The sequence below is a fragment of the Exiguobacterium sp. s133 genome, from assembly GCF_018618595.1.
Classification (GTDB): domain Bacteria; phylum Bacillota; class Bacilli; order Exiguobacteriales; family Exiguobacteriaceae; genus Exiguobacterium_A; species Exiguobacterium_A oxidotolerans.
This window is the reverse complement of sequence record NZ_JACSMK010000008.1, coordinates 62,037-80,097: the sequence shown is the minus strand read 5'-3', so window position 1 is coordinate 80,097 and position 18,061 is coordinate 62,037. Positions and strand designations below refer to the sequence as shown.

19 protein-coding genes and 1 riboswitch are annotated in these 18,061 nt (G+C 47.4%); of the genes, 7 read left to right on the top strand and 12 right to left on the bottom strand.

All coding sequences use genetic code 11. From position 1 onward, the window contains the following. Positions 1–56: 56 nt before the first annotated feature. The 6 genes from KNP96_RS11585 to pta all read right to left on the bottom strand — a co-directional run bounded on the left by KNP96_RS11585 (position 57) and on the right by pta (position 7,324). Positions 57–2,036, bottom strand: a complete 1,980-nt coding sequence (locus KNP96_RS11585) for a methyl-accepting chemotaxis protein (protein ID WP_214770609.1) — start codon at positions 2,034–2,036, stop codon at positions 57–59. A 186-nt stretch (positions 2,037–2,222) separates the two neighbouring features. Next, positions 2,223–2,522: a rhodanese-like domain-containing protein gene (locus KNP96_RS11580; RefSeq protein WP_029332367.1), complete on the bottom strand. Its 300-nt coding sequence runs from the start codon at positions 2,520–2,522 to the stop codon at positions 2,223–2,225. Positions 2,523–2,616: 94 nt separating this feature from the next. After that, positions 2,617–3,993 carry an amino acid permease gene (locus KNP96_RS11575; protein ID WP_214770606.1) on the bottom strand — a complete coding sequence of 459 codons (1,377 nt, stop codon included), beginning with the start codon at positions 3,991–3,993 and terminating at the stop codon, positions 2,617–2,619. Positions 3,994–4,216: 223 nt separating this feature from the next. Further along, positions 4,217–5,524, bottom strand: a complete 1,308-nt coding sequence (locus KNP96_RS11570) for a nucleobase:cation symporter-2 family protein (protein ID WP_214770603.1) — start codon at positions 5,522–5,524, stop codon at positions 4,217–4,219. Further along, positions 5,521–6,105: a xanthine phosphoribosyltransferase gene (locus KNP96_RS11565; protein ID WP_088836078.1), complete on the bottom strand. Its 585-nt coding sequence runs from the start codon at positions 6,103–6,105 to the stop codon at positions 5,521–5,523. Before KNP96_RS11565 ends, KNP96_RS11570 begins: the two co-directional genes overlap by 4 nt. Positions 6,106–6,181: 76 nt before the next feature. Further along, a riboswitch (purine riboswitch) is annotated at positions 6,182–6,281 on the bottom strand. Positions 6,282–6,340: 59 nt separating this feature from the next. After that, on the bottom strand, positions 6,341–7,324 hold the full coding sequence (pta, locus tag KNP96_RS11560) for a phosphate acetyltransferase (RefSeq protein ID WP_088836077.1): 984 nt from the start codon (positions 7,322–7,324) through the stop codon (positions 6,341–6,343). Positions 7,325–7,668: 344 nt separating this feature from the next. Between pta and hemQ the strand changes: the two genes are divergently transcribed. Next, positions 7,669–8,445, top strand: a complete 777-nt coding sequence (gene hemQ / locus KNP96_RS11555; protein WP_159173997.1) for a hydrogen peroxide-dependent heme synthase — start codon at positions 7,669–7,671, stop codon at positions 8,443–8,445. Between the two features lie 93 nt (positions 8,446–8,538). Beyond that, entirely contained in the window at positions 8,539–8,688 is a 150-nt protein-coding gene (locus tag KNP96_RS11550) for a hypothetical protein (protein WP_204251414.1), read from the top strand. A 340-nt stretch (positions 8,689–9,028) separates the two neighbouring features. Here KNP96_RS11550 and KNP96_RS11545 read toward each other — a convergent pair whose 3' ends face one another. Both KNP96_RS11545 and KNP96_RS11540 read right to left on the bottom strand, forming a co-directional pair. Continuing rightward, a complete protein-coding gene (locus KNP96_RS11545) occupies positions 9,029–9,397 on the bottom strand; it encodes a DUF423 domain-containing protein (RefSeq protein ID WP_029332361.1) in 369 nt (122 codons plus the stop codon). Between the two features lie 2 nt (positions 9,398–9,399). Beyond that, positions 9,400–10,005 (bottom strand): trimeric intracellular cation channel family protein, encoded by a 606-nt coding sequence (locus KNP96_RS11540; protein ID WP_029332360.1) that lies wholly within the window; start codon positions 10,003–10,005, stop codon positions 9,400–9,402. Between the two features lie 165 nt (positions 10,006–10,170). Here KNP96_RS11540 and KNP96_RS11535 point away from each other — a divergent pair, with 165 nt between their 5' ends. The 4 genes from KNP96_RS11535 (at position 10,171) to KNP96_RS11520 (ending at position 14,604) form a co-directional block, all read left to right on the top strand. Then, positions 10,171–11,799 carry an ABC1 kinase family protein gene (locus tag KNP96_RS11535; protein WP_214770600.1) on the top strand — a complete coding sequence of 543 codons (1,629 nt, stop codon included), beginning with the start codon at positions 10,171–10,173 and terminating at the stop codon, positions 11,797–11,799. 132 nt (positions 11,800–11,931) lie between these two features. Next, a complete protein-coding gene (locus KNP96_RS11530; RefSeq protein WP_214770642.1) occupies positions 11,932–12,783 on the top strand; it encodes a GRP family sugar transporter in 852 nt (283 codons plus the stop codon). 21 nt (positions 12,784–12,804) lie between these two features. After that, the gene (locus KNP96_RS11525) at positions 12,805–13,590 is read left to right on the top strand and encodes a glucose 1-dehydrogenase (RefSeq protein WP_214770597.1); all 786 of its coding nucleotides are present in this window, start codon (positions 12,805–12,807) and stop codon (positions 13,588–13,590) included. A gap of 39 nt (positions 13,591–13,629) precedes the next feature. After that, a complete protein-coding gene (locus KNP96_RS11520; RefSeq protein WP_088836072.1) occupies positions 13,630–14,604 on the top strand; it encodes a cation diffusion facilitator family transporter in 975 nt (324 codons plus the stop codon). Positions 14,605–14,864: 260 nt separating this feature from the next. On the opposite strand, the gene KNP96_RS11515 is transcribed toward KNP96_RS11520, so the two are convergent. The 4 genes from KNP96_RS11515 to KNP96_RS11500 form a co-directional block, all read right to left on the bottom strand. Continuing rightward, positions 14,865–15,611 carry a thermonuclease family protein gene (locus KNP96_RS11515; protein ID WP_239456793.1) on the bottom strand — a complete coding sequence of 249 codons (747 nt, stop codon included), beginning with the start codon at positions 15,609–15,611 and terminating at the stop codon, positions 14,865–14,867. 79 nt (positions 15,612–15,690) lie between these two features. Next, positions 15,691–16,044: a thiol-disulfide oxidoreductase DCC family protein gene (locus tag KNP96_RS11510; protein WP_214770594.1), complete on the bottom strand. Its 354-nt coding sequence runs from the start codon at positions 16,042–16,044 to the stop codon at positions 15,691–15,693. Next, positions 16,041–16,691 (bottom strand): SDR family NAD(P)-dependent oxidoreductase, encoded by a 651-nt coding sequence (locus KNP96_RS11505; protein ID WP_214767672.1) that lies wholly within the window; start codon positions 16,689–16,691, stop codon positions 16,041–16,043. Before KNP96_RS11505 ends, KNP96_RS11510 begins: the two co-directional genes overlap by 4 nt. A gap of 57 nt (positions 16,692–16,748) precedes the next feature. Further along, positions 16,749–17,015 (bottom strand): DUF5327 family protein, encoded by a 267-nt coding sequence (locus KNP96_RS11500; RefSeq protein WP_088836068.1) that lies wholly within the window; start codon positions 17,013–17,015, stop codon positions 16,749–16,751. Between the two features lie 56 nt (positions 17,016–17,071). Here KNP96_RS11500 and KNP96_RS11495 point away from each other — a divergent pair, with 56 nt between their 5' ends. Beyond that, a complete protein-coding gene (locus tag KNP96_RS11495) occupies positions 17,072–18,037 on the top strand; it encodes a Gfo/Idh/MocA family oxidoreductase (RefSeq protein ID WP_214767670.1) in 966 nt (321 codons plus the stop codon). Positions 18,038–18,061 lie beyond the last annotated feature (24 nt).

The window sequence follows — 18,061 nt, the reverse complement described above, 5'->3', positions numbered from 1 at the left end:
TAAAAAAAGCGACTACGCCCAGCTCAGTTTCGCTGATGTAGTCGCCTTCATCTGGTTTAAACGCGGAATTGCGTCACCATTTCTTGTAGTTCTTCTGCCATATCCGACAATGCTTTCGCGGATTGCGAAATTTCTTCCATCGAACCGAGCTGTTCTTCCGTCGTCGTCGCAACACGTTCGGATGCTGTCGAATTTTCATCCGCAATATGAGCGATTTCCGTTGCCGAAGCCGACACTTCTTGGACGTTCGCCGCGATTTCTTCGACCGTCGCTGTGACATCTTCGATTCGTGGCGTCATCTCTTGTGTCCGTAACATAATTTTCTTGAAACGTTCCGCTGAATCTTCTGTCGTCTCAAGTCCGGCTTTCGTATGATGCGATACTTCTTTCATCAAGGAAACCGACCGTTCTGTTTCCTGCTTGATGTTTGTAATCAGGCCCGAAATTTGTTTTGTCGACTCTTGTGACTGTTCGGCTAGCTTCCGAACTTCACTCGCGACGACCGCAAATCCTTTGCCATTTTCGCCGGCCCGTGCTGCTTCGATCGCTGCATTCAAGGCAAGCAAGTTCGTTTGGGCTGCAATCCCGTTGATGACATCGACAATCTTTCCGATTTCGTTTGAGCGATGAGCCAAGGATTGAATGACTTCACCGAAGTTTTCGACCGATGCATCAATCGCTTTCATCTGTGTCACATTTTTCCCGACCGCAATCGTTCCGTCTTCTGCTTCGAGTGCTGTTGCCCGTGATAGCTCGGAGACGTTCGTCGAACTCTCTGCGATTCGCATGACACCTGACGTAATCGCTTGGAGTGATACAGCATTTCCTTCGAGTTGACGTTTCGAGTGGTCAGCACCTGCTGCCATCTGTTGGACGGAACCTGCGATTTGCTCGGAAGCTGCTGTCGTTTGCGCTGCGTTCGCCATCAATTCTTCTGAAGACGCCGCAACTTGCCCAATCGATTGATCGAGGTTCGTCACGATCGACCGGAGTGATGTGACCATGACATTAAAACTTTGGGCCACCTGACCGATTTCGTCATTGGATTCGACGATGACTTGCTCCGTCAAATCACCTTCTTTAATCCGATCGGCACTTTCCGTCAAACGACTTAACGGACGGAGGATCGAACGGAGAATAAAGTAGAGTAAGACAGCTGCTAACAAGAACGTTCCAGCGATAACGGCAACTGTTGTCCAAAGAATGCCCGATGTTTCATTTGCAATTTCTTTATCGTACAGTGTTCCGGCGACTTTCCATCCCGTCAGACTGTTCGTCATATAGTCCATTTTCTTTCCTTGATTCTCAAACTCATAAGAAAACTGACCATTTTTTCCGGCATAAAGGGACGTGACCCAGTCTCCAGATGCCTTTTCTCCAGCCTTCTTCGTCGGATGTGTGACGAAATTCTTATTGGAATCGAGAATCGTGACATAACCTTCTTGACCGATTTTAACTTTTTTAGCAATTTCAGAAATTCGATCGACATCCACGTCGACAGCAATGACGCCACGTCCATTCCCACCTGTTTGTGAAAGGGTGACCATCATCTTCCCTGAAGCTGCGTCGACGTATGGATCAGTAATGACGACTTTCCCACCGGCGTCCTCCGCCGCCTGATACCACGGACGTTCTCGTGGATCATAGTCATCTTCAAATGACTGCTCCGGATAGATAGTCATATCACCTTCCGTCGTCGCGTAATAAATATTTGCTGCTTGCGGGTGTGTATCGAGATATTCTGTCATCTTTTCTTTCAATGCTAAATTCTGTTTCCCTTTTTGATAGAGCATTCCATCAATCCGGTCTGCAAAGAACGCGACATCTCGTCGTACGGGATCAATGATATTGGTGATTTCATCGTTCATCCGGTCAACACCGGCATGTGCTGATTGCAGGATTTGATCTGTGATTTTCTGTTTCGCTTGATTGTATGCAACAAAACCAATCAATAACGATGGAATCAATAATAAGAGTAAAGATGTAATAATTAGTTTCTGCTTGATGCTAATCGTTCGTTTTTTTGTCTGTTCCATACATGACTCCTCTTCCCGATATGTAAACTCATTGTTCTAATCTATATATCGGTCAGAACGTGTCATTTTTCACAACTAAATGAAAAAGAAGGTAATCCATTTTCATGAATTACCTTCTTGGACTACCTATAAAATGATGCGGAATAACTTCGCGAACAGAACGTTTGAGAAAAGAACACTATCGCTTTACGCTTCTTGATCGCCCTTCCAGTTCATCATCCCGCCTTCGACGTTGACGATGTCGTAGCCATACTGTTCGAGGAAACGTCCGACGTTCTCGCTGCGTCCACCTGCTTTGCAAATCAGGTAGTATGTTTCACCTTCTTGCAGCTCCGTATAGCGTTCACCGATTTCAGACATTGGTAAAAAACGGACGTTCGGGATATGACCCGCGTCATATTCATCCTGCTCGCGCACGTCCACGACGTGGAGTACTTCACCGGCTTCAAGCTTTTCTTGTAACTGATCGACATGGATTGTTTTCATCGTAAGTTCCTCCTCTTGTTTCATCTTTGTTCAGTGTAGCAAAATTGATGCCGAAACAGAACAAAAGAGACCGGCCGAAGCCGGTCTCCCTGATTCATTCCCCTGATGCCCGGTCGAACGAGCGTCGTGTCTGCTTATGCATCCCCCGCGCATAGTAGACCGCAATCAAAATCACATACCAAAGTGGTCCGACGATGAGCGCAATGCGCGTACTGGCATCAAACGCCATCAAGACGATGACGCCAGCCAGTGCGAGCAAGGCGATGTAGTTCGCGACCGGGAAAAATGGAACGCCGAATTCTGCCGTACCATAGACTTTCCGAGCCCGCATTTGCGAAATCAAAATCATCGCCCATGTCCAGACGGCTCCGAACGTCGCGATACTCGTCACGATCGCAAAAACGTTTTCCGGTAAGAAGTAGTTTAAGGCGACGCCGACGAGCAGCGCGATTCCTGAAAGAATCGTTGCGATTGCTGGGACTCCGTTCTTCGAAATCTTCGCGAACCGTTTTGGTGCTTCTTCATTTTGTGCCAGGTTCATCATCATCCGTGCCGTCGAGAAAATACCCGAGTTACATGACGACAATGCCGCTGTCAGGACAACGAAGTTGATAATGCCGGCAGCTGCCGGAATGCCCAGTTGATCAAATAGTAAGACAAATGGGCTACTGTTATTTTGTCCGACTTGATCCCATGGATAAATCGACAAGATGACGAATAGCGCACCGATGTAGAAAATCAAGATCCGTAAAAAGACGTTGTTGACTGCCTTACGAATCGTTTTCTTCGGATTTTTAGCTTCCCCAGCTGTGACCCCAATCACTTCAATGCCTAAGAACGCAAACATGACCATTTGCATCGCCAGCAGGACTCCCCCGAATCCGTTTGGCAAAAATCCACCATGCGACCAAAGATTAGAAATCCCGACCGGTGTACCCCCGTTGCCAAGTCCGACGACAATCGTCAATGTCCCAAGAATAATCATCGCAACAATCGCGACAATCTTAATCAAGGCGAACCAAAATTCGAATTCGCCATAAAATTTGACGGCAATGAAATTAATGCTCGTCATAAGTAGTAATGCTGAAAGCGCCCAAATCCAGCGTTCCGACTGCGGGAACCATTCCTGCATATAAATTCCGACTGCTGTGATTTCTGCCATACATGTAAAAATCCACAGAAGCCAATAATTCCACCCGGTCAAAAATCCAGCGAGTGGACTGACATATTTCCGGGCGTATTCAGCAAAGCTTCCCGCCACCGGTTCACGTACCGCGAGCTCCCCAAGTGCCCGCATGATGATGAAGATGATGATACCGCCGATTAAATAACCAATCAGAATCCCTGGTCCTGCCAACTGAATGGCTTTTGCCGAGCCTAGGAAAAGTCCAACGCCGATTGCCGCCCCCAGCGACATCAACGTAATATGACGCTCTTCCAGTCCCCGATTTAGCTCTGTCTGTTGCTTCATTTGTACGACGTCCTTCCTGTCTCTCTATCGTTCTTAGCAGTTCCCCAAACCGCTACGTTGTCAGTATAAAGAAGAGGTGTCTGATTTGTAAACGTTTTCAAGTGAGATTTACCACTTTCTTCCCATACTCGAAATATTCTGATTTGTGTAACGTTCTCTCATCACAAAAAAGAGACCTCCATCCGAAGATGCAGGTCTGCTCGTAACACAATCGTTCTACTATTTACTCAGCTTTTGCGAATTGTTCGTCTTCTGTACGCTGCTTGCGATCAGCCAAACGGAACAAACCATTGAGAAGCAATGCCGTCAACGAACCGGCGACAATCGGACTATCCGTCAAGACGCGGATTTGTTCCGGTAAACCGGACACGATCGCCGGGTTCATACTGATGCCGAGTCCGACGCCAAGCGATAAGGCGACTGTCAAGACGTGGTCGTTTTTTGCGAAGTCGACGCGAGACAGAATTCGAATTCCGCTTGCTGCAACCGTCCCAAACATGATGAGCATTGCCCCACCAAGCACTGGTTTCGGAATCAGTGTCGTAAAGGTGGCGACTTTCGGCAAGAAACCGAGGATGACTAAAAACAACCCGGCAAAGATGATGACTTTTCGTGTTTTAACGCCCGTCAGTTGAACAAGCCCGACATTTTGACTGTAGGTCGTGTATGGAAAACTGTTGAAAATCCCGCCGATGATTGTCGCAGCACCCTCTGCCCGGTAACCGCGTGCTAAGTCTTGCTTCGAGAGTTTTTTATCCGTGATTTCACCAAGCGTCAAGAAGACGCCTGTCGATTCAACCATTGAGACGAGACCAACGAGCGTCATCGTCAAAATCGCCGTGATATTAAACGTCGGTGCACCAAAGTAAAACGGTGTAATCATTTGGAACCACGAGGCGTCAGCAACTGGACTAAAATCAATCATCCCCGTGCCGAATGCGACAAGTGTTCCGATGAGCACCGCAATCAAGACAGCCGCTGCCTTCGAAAAAACGGTGCCGTAACGATTTAAAATCAAGATTAAAGCAATCGTTAATCCGGCGAGACCGAGGTATCGGAAGTCACCAAAATCTTTAACGCCTTGTCCGCCACCGATATCATTGATGGCCGCCGGAATGAGTGATATTCCGATAATCGTCACGACGGATCCGAGCACGACCGGTGGAAATAAAATCGCAATCCGGCTAAAGAGTCCGGAAATCAATAAAATGATGATGCCGCTTGCGATTAATGCGCCGTAAATCGCCGTGATGCCCTGCAGGCTACCGATCGCAATCATCGGTCCGACTGCCGTAAACGTACATCCGAGCACGACCGGCAGTCCGACACCGGTATACTTCGTGACGAAGACTTGGAGTAACGTCGCGATTCCACACATGAATAGGTCAATCGCGACAAGATACGCGAGGCCTTCTCCGGATAGTCCGATTGCACTGCCGACGATCAACGGAACGATGGCTGCTCCTGTATACATGGCAAGGACATGTTGGAGTCCGAGCCCTGCCGCTTTAAAATTCGATAAGGATTTCATACGTTCACCGAGCGGACGAACGTCGCTTTCCCGTTCTCTAATTTTTCAATTCGCGCGAGCGATTCAACACGGAATCCTGCATCAAGTAACTTCTCTCGCCCCGGTTGGAATGATTTTTCGATCACGATTCCGATACCGACGACTTCTGCTCCTGCCTGCTCGACTAATTTAGCAAGACCGAACGCCGCTTCCCCGTTCGCTAAAAAGTCATCGATGATCAGCACACGTTCACCTTGCTGTAAGTATTTTTCAGCGACCGTGATCGTACTCGTCTGCTGTTTCGTAAACGAGTAGACTTCTGCTGAAATCGTTCCTTCGTTTAACGTCAGCGACTTCGTTTTTCGTGCATAGACCATCGGTACACCGAGACGAAGCGCCGTCATCATCGCCGGTGCGATTCCACCTGCTTCAATCGTTAAAATCCGCGTAATGCCTGCGTCTTGAAACCGATGCATGAATTCATAAGCAATTTCCCACATCAATGTCGGATCGACTTGATGGTTAAGGAATGCATCGACTTTCAAGACTTGATCGGACAGGACGATTCCTTCTTTGTTAATCATTTCTTCTAAACGTTTCATAGCTGAGTTCTCCTTTATTGACGAAAAAAAACGTACAGCGCTACCCCCGGGGGCAGCCACTGTACGCCAAAAAAGAGAGCAGTAACTCACCACCCGTAGTCGGATCGTTACGGCGATCCGGTAGAGACTCGTGGGCCAATTCCCACTATTATACGAGCGTTGCTATACGTTTATGATTCGTGCATGATGTGTTTCATTTTACGATGTTCTCTGAAAAAGTAAAGACTTTTCCGTTTTATGCGTTTGCTTCAACTGCCTGAGCTGCCGTGATGATCGCAAGTTTGTAGACATCTTCTTCGTTACATCCACGTGAAAGATCGTTGACCGGTTTGTTGAGACCTTGGAGAATCGGTCCGATCGCTTCGAATCCACCAAGACGTTGTGCGATTTTGTAGCCGATGTTTCCTGACTCAAGGCTTGGGAAGATGAAGACGTTGGCTTGACCGGCAACATCTGATTCTGGTGCTTTTGATTTCGCGACACTCGGGACGAACGCTGCATCAAATTGTAATTCTCCATCGATTGCAAGTTCAGGCGCACGTTCTTTTGCGAGACGTGTTGCTTCGACGACGCGTTCTGTTTCAGGTGATTTTGCTGAACCTTTTGTCGAGAAGCTGAGCAATGCCACTTTCGGCTCGATGCCGAATGTTTTTGCTGTTTTTGCTGATGCGATTGCATTTTCTGCTAAGTCGTTTGCGTCAGGTGCGATATTGATTGCGCAGTCAGCGAAGACATACTGCTCATCATCGCGAACCATGATGAAGACACCCGATGTTTTCTTATAGCCTTCTTGCATTTTGATGATTTGAAGTGCCGGGCGGACTGTATCGCCAGTCGCGTGCATCGCACCCGAGACGAGACCTGCTGCTTTACCTGTATGCACGAGCATCGTTCCGAATGTGTTGACGTCCTTTAAGATGACTTCACGTGCTTGTTCTTCTGTCGCTTTTCCTTTACGGCGCTCGACGAATGAAGCAACAAGTTCTTCCATCGCATCGTACGAAGCCGGGTCGATTGTTTCAAGATCCGTTACGTCGATTCCGTTCGCCGACGCCGTCTCTTCAATCTTCACGCGTGGTCCGATAACGACTGGTGTGACGAGACCATCTTTTTTCAGGCGGACAGCAGCACCAAGAACACGTGCGTCGATTCCTTCTGGGAAAACGATTGATGGTTGGTGTGCTTTTACTTTTGTCTCAAGCATTTCGAATAATTGCATGATTTTCTCTCCTTTTATGTCAATCAAGTGTCGGTTTCTATTCCTTATACATTCCATCGTTCATTATACACAGTTCTGTTTCGTTATTAAAACAATTTGCAAAAAACTTCTTTTACCCATTACACGGAGCGATTTTTTATCACTATTACAGTTATTTCTAGGAATAGTACAGAAGGCGCTTAACGCGTTTTAGCACACCCTTTTACTTCATACCCCGATTCGTGTTACTTCATGTCTCTATCCCTAATGAGAGACGGTTGTTTTGTTGCGATGAACCGTCCGATCTATGATAAGATTAGCAATGGAGAATGTACTTTTCATTATAGATTTCAGGAGGTTTTTTCATGGAACATCAAACATCAGAACCAACTGCTACACAGCAAGCCGCCGAAACTCTCGACGGTTGGTATACATTACATGATTTCCGCCGGATTGACTGGTCGCGCTTAAAACAAGTCGAAACAACTGTCCGGACGAAAATGATCAACGAATTCCAAACGTTCTTAGCTGAGCTCGGACAAGTCGAAGAACAAAAAGAAGGCAGTCATGCCCTCTATACGATCATCGGTCAAAAAGCAGATCTCGTTTTGATGGTCCTTCGTCCGACAATGGAAGACATCCAAGCCGTCGAAGTGAAGATGCAAAAACTCGACTTATATGACTATCTCATCCCGACGTATTCATATGTCTCCGTCGTCGAACTCGGCACATACCGTGGATCTGGCGAAGGGAACCCGTATGAGAACCCGTATGTACGCGACCGTCTCTATCCAATCTTGCCAAAATCGAAGCACATCTGTTTCTATCCGATGAGTAAATCTCGTCGCGATGGCGATAACTGGTACACGCTTTCGATGGAGAAACGGAAAGAGCTCATGTACCGTCATGGTATGATCGGGCGGAGCTACGCTGGGAAGATTCAACAGATTATCGGTGGATCAACTGGCTTTGACGATTGGGAATGGGGCGTCACCTTGTTCGCGAATGATATCCTCCAGTTCAAAAAAATCGTCTATGAAATGCGTTTTGACGAAGTGAGTGCAAAATACGGTGAATTCGGTGAGTTCTTCATCGGCAACCGTCTTGAGTCAAGCGAGCTCGAAACACATTTCGCGCTTTAATATGCTAAAAGACGTTTCATAGAAAAACCCTATGGGAATATACTCTTTGCGGCCATAAAAGATGTACGTTTTATACGTTAAGGAGGAATGATCATGGGGAATGCTATGAACCGGTCAACGCGATCGCGTGAGTTGCAATTCGCTGTGCTTTCAAAAGAGCTAAAGCCAGTCGCACAACGTGTACTGGATCGCTATGAGCAAGCATTATCGAAGTTAAATAAAACACAACCAATAAAGCATTGAGGCAGTTGCTTCAATCGTAATCGGTCAAGAGGCAGTGATGTCTCTTGACCGTTTTTTTTATTTCGATGGCGTAATCGTCGTAAAAAGACAAAAAAAAGAGAGTGGATATACATCCACTCCCAGTGTGTAGACAAACTTTGAACATGCGATATCGGGAGGCAAAACCCTGCTCGTTTTCCGTGAGGATCAAGGAGCAACGGCTTGCGCCTCGCCCGAGGAAAGCAACGAAAAAAGACGCTTTCAACTCCCGCTAGCACGTTGTCTACATCCTAAGAGAGTGGCTATAAAATCCACTCCCTTACTTTCGTTTAACGACCAACTTTTCAAGTCAGTCGACGGATCATAATCCCTTATACGCACCAATCGCAACAAAAATCCATGCTGCGATGAACAGAACGCCGCCAATCGGTGTGATTGCACCGAGTTTTGTAATCCCTGTCAGCGCCATGACATATAAGCTGCCGGAGAAGAAAACGATTCCGGCGAGCATCAACCAACCTGCAAGCGAAAATTGTGAAATCGAAACTTTCAGTAACATGCCACCGAGTGCCAAAATCCCAAGTGAGTGCACCATCTGATAGAGGACACCCGTCTGCCAGTTCGCAAGCATCCGCTCAGATAACATATCTTTTAGCGCATGCGCTCCGAACGCACCGAGTGCGACCGCTACCATCATCGACAAAGAACCAATCATGATTAATACTTTCATTTTCATTCTCCCCCTAAACGTCGTGCCGGTAAATTCCATTCATAATAATAAGATAGCATACGTAAAATCGTAATGAGTCCGAGTAATGTGAACAAATGCAGAGGATTCGTCAGTTGGAACCGATCGATGACGAGCGCGGCCATGACGGCCCACATCGCATAGATTTCCTTATGCAGGACAAGCGGTTTGCGTCCGGCGAGTAAATCCCGGATGACACCACCGCCGACACCCGTTAAAACAGCTGCTGAAATCGTTGCTGAAAGAGGTAAGCCTTTTGCAGATGCCATGAGTGCACCCTGGATCGCAAATGCGGATAAACCGAGTGCATCGGCGAGCACGCCCCACCGTGACCAATGTGGTAAAAATAATTGTGGTAAAACAAAGATTAATAATGCGACTAAAATCGCGATCAAGAACAATCCGCCTTGCGACCAAAGTGCCGAGACGGGTACACCAATCAACAAGTTCCGGATTGCACCGCCTCCGAACGCCGTAATCAATGCCAATAACCAAACCCCAAACAAATCATATTTTTCTTCCATCGCGACGATCGCGCCACTCATCGCAAATGCGACCGTTCCGATGATATTTAATAAGTCCCAGGACATGCACACATTTCACCTTTCCACATTGAAATTCCATTACTTACTATACTCTCTTTTTGCGTCGCGTCCACCTTATTTTTACGATTCTTTTTTCAGCCGTTTGTAAGTGACGTTTTTAGGTAAAGTAACCTATACTGAAACAAACTGTACAGGAAGCTAGGTGACCGTATGAAACGTTGGGCGCTCTACCGGATTTTCGTCATCGTGACGATGTTCGCTCGTTATATTTGGACTATCTATCGATTCACCCGGAAAAACCGACCAGGTACGAATACTGAAGAATTCGAGCGCATCATGATCACGATTGCGCGTGATTATAAGAAGAAAGCACTGCGTCTCGAAGGACTCCTGATTAAACTCGGGCAGTTTTTATCGATTCGTGCCGACTTATTCCCACCAACCGTTTTAATGGAGTTAACTGAACTCGTCGATAAGGTCCCATCGAGCAAACTCGGGGAATCTCGAAAAATCATCGAGGAAGAATGGGGCATGCCGATCGAAGACGTCGTCGATAATATCAGTCCTCGCCCCATCGCATCTGCTTCAATCGGAGAAGTATATAGTGCGACACTCAAATCGAACGGGCGAAAAGTCGCAATCAAAGTCCAGCGTCCTAACATCGAACGAATCATTAAAACGGATTTCCGCGCGATGCGTCTCGTCATCGCGATGCTTCGACGGACGTCACTCAATAAATCGACTGATCTCCAAAGTCTTTATCGCCAAATGGTCTTCGTCATCGGAGATGAACTGAATTATCGGACCGAATTAAAAAATGGTCTCTACTTTAAAAAGATGTATGAAACGAACCCTGTCATCTACATTCCAGACTATTATGAAGAACACTGTACGAATCGCGTCTTGATGATGGAGTGGATTGACGGTACACGGATCACGGACCTCGAGTTTTTAGCAGAACATCAAATCGATCGTGACGAACTCGCGCGTAACCTCTTCCTGAATGCGGGTGAACAGTTGCTGTTCGGCGGGAAATTTCATGCCGATCCCCACCCGGGCAACGTCCTCGTCCAGGCAGACGGAAAAATCGTTCTGCTCGACTTCGGGATGATTGGTGCGACGACCCCGGACGACATGCGGGCGATTCAAGGAATCTTACAGTCGTTCGTCACACTCGATTACGATGCAATCGTCGACGGTCTGGAAGACTTACGTTTCTTATTACCGAACGCCAACAAACAAAATATCCGCCAGGCGATTGAAAAAGCCGTCAACTTTTACCTTGAAAGCGACATGGAGAACGTCGATACGAAATTAATTGAAAAAGTACTGTCTGATATTGAATTACTCGTTCGGAATGAACCGATTCAATTACCGGCCGAGTTTGCCTTTTTCGGTCGTGCCGCTTCGACGATCCTAGGTATCCTGCAAATCCTCTCACCAAAAATTAACTTGCTTGAACTTGCTAAACCGATGGTCCGCCGTTGGCTGGACGAAGAAGGGAAAAACCAGAATCGTTACTTACAGATTGCAGGGTCTTACGGCGCACGTCTTCTCGCCTTTCCTCGCCTAGTCAATGATGCCCTCAGTGAACCAACACGCTGGCGGTTGTTCGAACAGCAAAAATTTTCACGCGTCGCGAATATGGAATCTCTTAAAATTCGTCAGTGGACCAGTTCACTCGTCGGAATCGTCAGCTTACCTGTCAGTTACGGTGGCTATTTCTTAAGTCAGTATGACTTGATGGGGATTTCTTTAACGATTGCTGTCGTCGCCCTCTGGAACGCTCGACGAATCGGACGACACATCGTCCGCATCGCTGATGAACCCTTTAAATAATAATTTTCACGTCCCATTCGTGGGGCGTTTTTTATTTTAAGATAATATTCGTTACCCATTAGAGGTTTTTCGTCGGGATTCCCGGGGTACATCTTCAAGTAGATAGAACAAATGGAAGAGGTGAATCACTTGATTGATATTTTAATTGCCATCGTTCCTGCATTGATGTGGGGGACGTTGCCTCTCGTCGTTTCAAAAATCGGCGGTTCAACAGAACAACAAATTATCGGGACAACACTCGGTGCGTTAGCATTCGCCCTCGTGACGTTCTTATTTATCAGTCCAGAACTGTCGATGACAGCCTGGGTTGCCGGTCTTTTCTCCGGTGCTTTTTGGGCACTTGGTCAAATGAACCAATTTGCTGCTTTTAAACAAATGGGTGTTTCGAAAACGATGCCGATTTCGACCGGGATGCAACTCGTCGGAACATCCTTGTTTGGCGTCCTCGCTTTTGGTGAATGGTCAAATACATCCGCACTTATTCTTGGAATTAGCGCTTTAGTACTGATTGTCGCCGGTGCTGCTTTTACATCGTATAAAGAAGATAAGAGCAAGAAGGATGAAAACATCGGAAAAGGATTGCTTCTACTCGTCATCTCGACGATTGGTTATGTCGGCTATGTCGTCATCGCCCGTTGGTTCAACATCAATGGTTGGGAAGCCGTTTTACCACAAGCAATCGGGATGGTCGTCAGCGCCATTTTACTTTCATTACGCAAAGGGAATTTGTTTGCGAGACAGACGTTCACAAATGGCCTTGCCGGTATCATGTGGGCTATCGGGAATATTGCCCTATTGCTCGCAACGGCACGTGTCGGCGTCGCAACAAGCTTTTCGTTATCACAAACCGGTGTCGTCATCTCGACAATCGGCGGCGTTCTGTTCTTGAAAGAAGCTAAAACGAAAAAAGAAATGACGTTCGTTATCATCGGCTGTACTCTCGTCGTAGCGGGCGGTATCATGATCGGGTTTACAAAACAATAATCTAAAAGGGAGTCGATTTTCATGTATAATAGTCTAAACGGAAAAGTAGCTATCGTCACAGGCGGTTCAATGGGAATTGGCGAAGCCGTCGTCCGCCGTTACGCGGAAGAAGGTACAAAGGTCGTCATCAACTATCGGAGCCACCCGGAAGAAGCGAATCAGATTGCTGAAGACATCAAGCAAGCCGGTGGAAAAGCCATTACGATTCAAGCTGACGTATCGAAAGAGGACGACATGATTCGTCTTGTTAAAGAAACAGTTGACCACTTTGGTCGACTCGATATCTTCGTCAACAATGCCGGTGTCGAAATGCCATCACCGTCGCACGAAATGTCCCTCGAAGACTGGCAAAAAGTCATTGATGTCAACTTAACCGGTTCATTCCTCGGCGCACGTGAAGCCTTGAAATACTTTGTCGAGAACGACATTAAAGGGAACATTATCAATATGTCGAGCGTTCACGAAATCATTCCATGGCCAACATTTGTTCACTATGCGGCAAGTAAAGGTGGCGTCAAACTGATGACGCAGACGCTCGCGATGGAGTACGCACCAAAAGGCATTCGAATCAATGCGATTGGGCCGGGAGCGATCAACACACCAATCAATGCAGAGAAATTTGAAGACCCGGAACAACGTAAAGAAGTCGAAAGCATGATTCCAATGGGGAACATCGGGAAGCCTGAAGAAATTTCCGCTGTCGCTGCATGGCTTGCTTCTGACGAATCCAGTTACGTGACCGGCATCACACTATTTGCAGACGGTGGCATGTCACTTTATCCATCATTCCAAGCAGGACGCGGTTAATTCCGCTTTCCTGCTTTTTTAAAAGGAGAGGATCACACTATGGCCAACTTTTTCTCACTAATGAGGCGTGGTAACAAATCTGCTTTAGCTGCCGCTATCGTCAATACGATTATTGCCATTATTAAATTCATCGCTTATATCTTAACCGGTAACATCGCCATGTTCGCAGAAATGATGCATACGATCGGTGACGCTGCCAATCAAATGTTCGTTTATGTCGGATCTGCGTTAAGTAAAAAAGCACCAACAAAACGATTCCCGAATGGATTCGGTCGACTCGTCAATCTCGTCCTGCTCGCAGCAATTATCGTCGTCGCCATTTTAGCGTATGAGACGATCCGTGAAGGCGTGTTGCATATTCTACATGCTCCAGGAGAAGAAACAAGCGGACTGTGGATCATCTTAACAGCGCTTGGAATCGGCGTTGTCCTTGAAATGGGTGTCTTTTATAAAGCGATGATTGAAATCGCTCATGAAACCGGTCTGAAATCGCGTGGATTCACGCTCGTTCGCGAAAGTTTCTCGAAGCTTGGACAAGCAAAACCAGCGACGCGACTCGTCTTTATGGAAGACTTAGTTGCGACACTAGGTGGTCTCATCGCCATTATCGCCGTCCTCATTTCGCACTATACATCGTTTTATCAAGCAGAAGGGATTGCTTCTGTTTTAATCGGATTGATGATGTTTTACGTCGTCTATAACGTCTTCATCCAAAATGCAGCCGGTGCGCTCGGTGAAACTGATGAAGTCTTGACGGCAAAAATCGCAGAGATTTTACTCCGTGATAAAGATGTCCGTGATATCGAAAAACTTGAAGTCATCAAAGAGGGCGATCATTTCCACGTTGATCTTGAAATCGAAGTCGACCGTGGCATGACAATCGCGCAAGCCGATGACATCAAAGACCGTCTCGAACTGCAAATCCGGATTTTAAAAGGCGTGACCGACGTCACGATTGCCTTTGATGAGGATGATCAAATTCCGCATTATAAACCCTTCCCGCCTTCAGAATAAGAGGGAGTAACCACAAACAGTGGGCACCTGTTAGGGTGTCTCAGACTGTAGACAACGTGCTATCGGGAGATACGCGTGCTTCCCTCGGGCGAGGCGGACATGCAGACCGTTTAGAAAACGCCGATGATTCCATGAAAAACGTGATCATCGGCGTTTCGTGCGTACAGGACGGAACCGTCCGTCATGAGTTTGAGTTTGAAGCGCCTTTAACATCGGCCCCTTCAGACAATAAAGGACAAACTCTCATGGGGCGTGCATCATTAATTCGCAGCGCGTCGAAAACCCGCTTGTTTCGCTTCCTGTTCGCTACAGAACATTTCCTCTGGCTTGACGTCCTCGTATGAACGACCGCCTCTGACATGATAAATCTTATTCCCTTGCCGGTTGATATTTCCTTTGATGTCTTCACACTGACCTTTTGCCGAAGAAGTCGATTCCTTCGTCAAGACCGTTTCGTCAAATCCACGATTCGTCGCATAGCCTTCCGTTTCCCAAATGCCTTTTTTCGCTGCTTTTGCTTCTTGTTCAATGTCTTCGAACGTTTTGACATACCGCGTATCCGGTTCGTACACATAGGCGACACGCGCAAGCCCTTGACGTAACAGCTCTTGATTAACCATCTTGCCATCAATCCAGACGTACGCTAGGAGACGACCGTAACGATCCGCCTTTGAGTGATCTCGCTCGATGACGATTTTGCTCCCTTTCGGTAAGAGGTCTTTCGTAAAGCTTGAAGCTTCCGGTCCGAACGGTTGAACCGGTTTTTCCGGGTTTACCGTTTCTGGCGTATCGATTAACAAAAAACGGACGTCTTCAATCTTCCCATCCGGTAACCGGACTTTAATTGTATCCCCGTCGACGACCCGCTCGACGGTCACTTGTGTGGCCTTTGTATCATCCGGTTGTGCGATACCGAACTTCGTTTCTGTTTCCGGATCTGCCTCTAAGGCACAGCCTGTACTGAATACTAGTCCGACTAGCATCAATGCCTTCATCCAAAACTTCATCATGCTCCTCCTTTTTGTTAGTGAGCCCGTCCATTCAAAAAACGCCGACCTTGCTTGCGTCGGCGCTTCGCTACATGTATTAATTGATGGAACACTCCGTCGTACAGCTCATCGGAATGACGCGATTTTTCGCGACTCGGTCATAGAGTGGTGCTCCGATTCGTAAAACAATCGCTAACGAGACCACTGGAGAGGCAGGTAAAAGGACTGGCAAGGTTTTCGTCAACAGACGAATTCCTTCGATTCCCGGGTACCGGACCCCTCGCTCGGTTTCGACATGCATCCGTTCGAGCAATCGCGGTTGTTGTTCCACCGGCATCCGTCGCGCATCGGAAAACGTCAACTGCTGAAAACAATCAATCCGTTCAAGCAGCCGTTTCGATTTTTGACAGAGTGGACAGAGACCATCGTAGTAGACGATTAACTGTTTCATTCTGCAGACAAGACTTTTTCGACATCCGTCCGGTTCGAATACAGTGTGTAGAAGGCTTCAGCGACATTCGCCGGATCGAGCGCCGTCCCCCGCTTCACTTCTCCTGCAATCGTGACCGTCCCGACGTAAACGTTATTTTCTTTTAGCGTGTCATGCAGCATGTGTGTCAATTGACGGACACCCGCTTTTCCAATCGATAGTCCGGGTAATGATTTAATCGCATGAATTCCAGCCCCGCCACCTGTGATTAAGATGGCGCCGTCTTTTCGTTCCACCATATCCGGTGCGACGAGCTGCGCAGCATCGAGTGCCCCGAGGACGTCGATTTCAAATTCTTTCGTGATTTGTTCTGCTGAGACGTCGAGAACCGATGACTGATGCAGAATCGATGCATTGTAGACAAGGACGTCGACTTGTCCGTATTGTTCCTTCGTCCATTCGACAAGGGATGCGATATCCGTTCGGCGTGATGCGTCACACTCGACACCGACTGCTTCGACCCCATGCTCTTTCAATTCCGTGACGACAGCAGCAAGTGTGTCTTGCGTTCGCGCTGCACAAACGATTTGGAAGCCTTCTTTCCCGAATCGTTTACTGATTTCGACACCATTTCCTGGACCTGCTCCAATGATGATTGCTGTTTTCATACTGTTTCCCCCTCTGGCTTGTCTGTCTTTTCTATTCCCAAAAAGTTACGTATCTAGTCAAAAATCAAGCAATGACGGACCTTTTTGTTCATCTTCTTGTGCAACGCCCATGAAGCGTGCGAGCATCGGATCGACGTCCGGTTTTGCTGCCGGAGCTGTCTGTGAACGCACGACGTTTGCTGCCGGTGTGCCCGGTTGCTCAAGCAACAGCTCACAGTATGCTTTCATTGTCGCCAGTTGTTCGACTTGCGCCGTACCGCTCGTCTGCTCGATTTTTGCCATCGTCTGCCGCATTTTTTCAATGACATGTTGTTCTGAAATCATCTTCTTCACCTCACTTGTGCTAAATTGAAGGGACTAACCGAAAAGGAAGTGTCCTTATGATTCGTACTGCTTTAGTTGGATTTGGTCTTGCTGGAGAACACCTGCATGCCCCCTATATTACATCGCCCGATTATCAGCTCATTGCTGTTCAGTCGAGTCGTCCGGATGCAGTTGCAAAAAGCTACCCAAACGTGCCTGTATATCCATCGCTCGAAACATTACTCGCCGAGGAAACGATCGATCTCGTCGTTATCGCGACACCGAATTCTGAGCATTATCCTCTCGCACGCCTTGCGTTAGAGGCAGACTGCCATGTTCTCGTCGAAAAACCGTTTACCGTGACGTTCGCTGAAGCAGAACGATTAACTGAACTGTCTCGTCAACAAAATCGCTTACTGACAGTCTATCATAATCGTCGTTACAAAAAAGACTTCGAAACGCTACTGGAACTCGTCCGGACCGATCAGCTCGGCGACGTTCAGACGTTCGAAGCCCATTATGACCGCTACCGTCCGACCGTCCGTGAACGCTGGCGGGAACAGGACGTACCCGGTGCCGGACTCTTGTACGATTTAGGATCGCATTTAATCGATCAGGCTCTGACTTTATTCGGAGAACGACCGGATCGTGTCTTTTGTGACCAAACGATTCAGCGGATCGACGGTCCGGTTGACGATTATACGCACCTCATTCTCGCCTTCGGAACACGGCGTGCGATTCTTCACATCGGTTCGCTCGTTCCGATGTCTGGACGTTCTTTGAGCGTGCACGGAACGAAAGCAAGTTACTTCGTTGACATGGTCGATACGGAGAATGCGACCTATACATTCGGCCTTCCGGAACAACCACCTGAAGAACGCCCTTTCTTAAAGCCGGCTTCTACGTATTACACGGATCTTGCACGGGCAATCCGAAACGAAATTCCGCTCGTCGTGACGACAGAACAAGCGTTATTTGTCATGAAAATCATTGATTATGCTCAAAAGAGTGCAAAAGAGGGTACATGGATATCAGTAGAGTAATTCAATCCAATTCATAACGAACAG

What these genes read in the sequence shown, in the direction of transcription:
- KNP96_RS11510 (WP_214770594.1), bottom strand. Translation starts at nt 16,044, where the DNA reads ATGAAACAGTTAATCGTCTACTACGATGGTCTCTGTCCACTCTGTCAA.
- KNP96_RS11505 (WP_214767672.1), bottom strand. Translation starts at nt 16,691, where the DNA reads ATGAAAACAGCAATCATCATTGGAGCAGGTCCAGGAAATGGTGTCGAA.
- KNP96_RS11545 (WP_029332361.1), bottom strand. Translation starts at nt 9,397, where the DNA reads ATGAAAGTATTAATCATGATTGGTTCTTTGTCGATGATGGTAGCGGTC.
- KNP96_RS11565 (WP_088836078.1), bottom strand. Translation starts at nt 6,105, where the DNA reads ATGAAACGTTTAGAAGAAATGATTAACAAAGAAGGAATCGTCCTGTCC.
- hemQ (WP_159173997.1), top strand. Translation starts at nt 7,669, where the DNA reads ATGGAACATCAAACATCAGAACCAACTGCTACACAGCAAGCCGCCGAA.
- KNP96_RS11515 (WP_239456793.1), bottom strand. Translation starts at nt 15,611, where the DNA reads ATGAAGTTTTGGATGAAGGCATTGATGCTAGTCGGACTAGTATTCAGT.
- KNP96_RS11525 (WP_214770597.1), top strand. Translation starts at nt 12,805, where the DNA reads ATGTATAATAGTCTAAACGGAAAAGTAGCTATCGTCACAGGCGGTTCA.
- KNP96_RS11585 (WP_214770609.1), bottom strand. Translation starts at nt 2,036, where the DNA reads ATGGAACAGACAAAAAAACGAACGATTAGCATCAAGCAGAAACTAATT.
- KNP96_RS11520 (WP_088836072.1), top strand. Translation starts at nt 13,630, where the DNA reads ATGGCCAACTTTTTCTCACTAATGAGGCGTGGTAACAAATCTGCTTTA.
- pta (WP_088836077.1), bottom strand. Translation starts at nt 7,324, where the DNA reads ATGCAATTATTCGAAATGCTTGAGACAAAAGTAAAAGCACACCAACCA.
- KNP96_RS11580 (WP_029332367.1), bottom strand. Translation starts at nt 2,522, where the DNA reads ATGAAAACAATCCATGTCGATCAGTTACAAGAAAAGCTTGAAGCCGGT.
- KNP96_RS11495 (WP_214767670.1), top strand. Translation starts at nt 17,072, where the DNA reads ATGATTCGTACTGCTTTAGTTGGATTTGGTCTTGCTGGAGAACACCTG.
- KNP96_RS11540 (WP_029332360.1), bottom strand. Translation starts at nt 10,005, where the DNA reads ATGTCCTGGGACTTATTAAATATCATCGGAACGGTCGCATTTGCGATG.
- KNP96_RS11550 (WP_204251414.1), top strand. Translation starts at nt 8,539, where the DNA reads ATGGGGAATGCTATGAACCGGTCAACGCGATCGCGTGAGTTGCAATTC.
- KNP96_RS11575 (WP_214770606.1), bottom strand. Translation starts at nt 3,993, where the DNA reads ATGAAGCAACAGACAGAGCTAAATCGGGGACTGGAAGAGCGTCATATT.
- KNP96_RS11570 (WP_214770603.1), bottom strand. Translation starts at nt 5,524, where the DNA reads ATGAAATCCTTATCGAATTTTAAAGCGGCAGGGCTCGGACTCCAACAT.
- KNP96_RS11500 (WP_088836068.1), bottom strand. Translation starts at nt 17,015, where the DNA reads ATGATTTCAGAACAACATGTCATTGAAAAAATGCGGCAGACGATGGCA.
- KNP96_RS11535 (WP_214770600.1), top strand. Translation starts at nt 10,171, where the DNA reads ATGAAACGTTGGGCGCTCTACCGGATTTTCGTCATCGTGACGATGTTC.